At 47.4% G+C, this 1002-nt stretch carries 2 protein-coding genes; both read left to right on the top strand.

The features are described 5' to 3' along the window. Positions 1–193: 193 nt before the first annotated feature. Positions 194–475: a hypothetical protein gene (locus tag CJ255_RS22110; RefSeq protein WP_097646214.1), complete on the top strand. Its 282-nt coding sequence runs from the start codon at positions 194–196 to the stop codon at positions 473–475. Continuing rightward, positions 462–890 carry a type II toxin-antitoxin system VapC family toxin gene (locus CJ255_RS22105; RefSeq protein WP_097646213.1) on the top strand — a complete coding sequence of 143 codons (429 nt, stop codon included), beginning with the start codon at positions 462–464 and terminating at the stop codon, positions 888–890. The genes CJ255_RS22110 and CJ255_RS22105 overlap by 14 nt, the downstream gene beginning before the upstream one ends. The last annotated feature ends 112 nt before the right edge of the window (positions 891–1002 follow it).

Genomic DNA, 1002 nt, shown 5'->3' with positions numbered 1-1002 from the left:
GATAGCCGATAGCCGATAGCTGAAAGCCGGACATGGCGTCTCAATGCGCTTGAATGTCATGAGGCATGCGGCCTGTTGAATGGTAATTGGTATAATGCAGAGTGCTACACTGATTCAGGTTTACCATAAGTAACTGTTCGCTATCATGTGCTACAATGACGTAGGAACCAAACGTACCCAATATGGAGGTGATATGACCAGCCTCATAAATCCAACTCTTGATCAAGTGCTTACCCTAGCCCAGAGCCTATCCACTGCCGATCAGCTACGCCTGATTGCACGTTTGGCAGATGGGGCAGTAAATTCAAACAAAGCAGCAAACAATTTATCAACAAATGATGCTTGGGTTCGTTGGACAAAGCTACGTGAAGAATTGAGCGCCCAAATGCCTGGTAAAACAACAATGGCTGAACAATTGGAAAAGGATCGTCAAGATCGCCAATTGATAATGGAGGGAGATAGTGTACACAATTGATGCTAATATTTTTATCCGCGATCTTGATAATCGTGAACCAAATCACAATGAATGTCATGCGTTATTGATTCATTTGATTACACATCAAATCTCCATCATTGTTCCAACACTTGTTCTTGCTGAAATTTCAGGTACTGTAAGTCGAACACGTCGCAATGCTATTGCAGGTAGATTAGCTGCCGAGGCACTCCACGATATTCCACACCTCACTTTTGTTTCTTTAGATGAATCAGTTGCTCGCGAAGCTACCGCTATTGCTGCCGATCGTGCGATCCGTGGTGCCGATGCAATCTATGTTGCCGTTGCACAACGCTATAGGGCCACCCTAATCACACTTGATCGTGAACTAACGGATCGCGCAGCACCCATTGTTACCATAATGCAGCCCCAACAAGTTTTGGCTACGCTCTCTTGATCTCATAATAGGGGATGCGTGAACCAAAGAGTCGGGGGCTTCGCGTCCTCGCGTCCTCGCGTCCTCGCGTCCTCGCGTCCTCGCGTCCTCGCGTCCTCGCGTCCTCGCGTCC

This window comes from Candidatus Viridilinea mediisalina (genome assembly GCF_002532535.1).
Classification (GTDB): Bacteria; Chloroflexota; Chloroflexia; order Chloroflexales; family Chloroflexaceae; genus Viridilinea; species Viridilinea mediisalina.
Note: the sequence above shows the minus strand (reverse complement) of the source record. Positions and strands in the feature narration are given on the sequence as shown.

What these genes read in the sequence shown, in the direction of transcription:
- CJ255_RS22110 (WP_097646214.1), top strand. Translation starts at nt 194, where the DNA reads ATGACCAGCCTCATAAATCCAACTCTTGATCAAGTGCTTACCCTAGCC.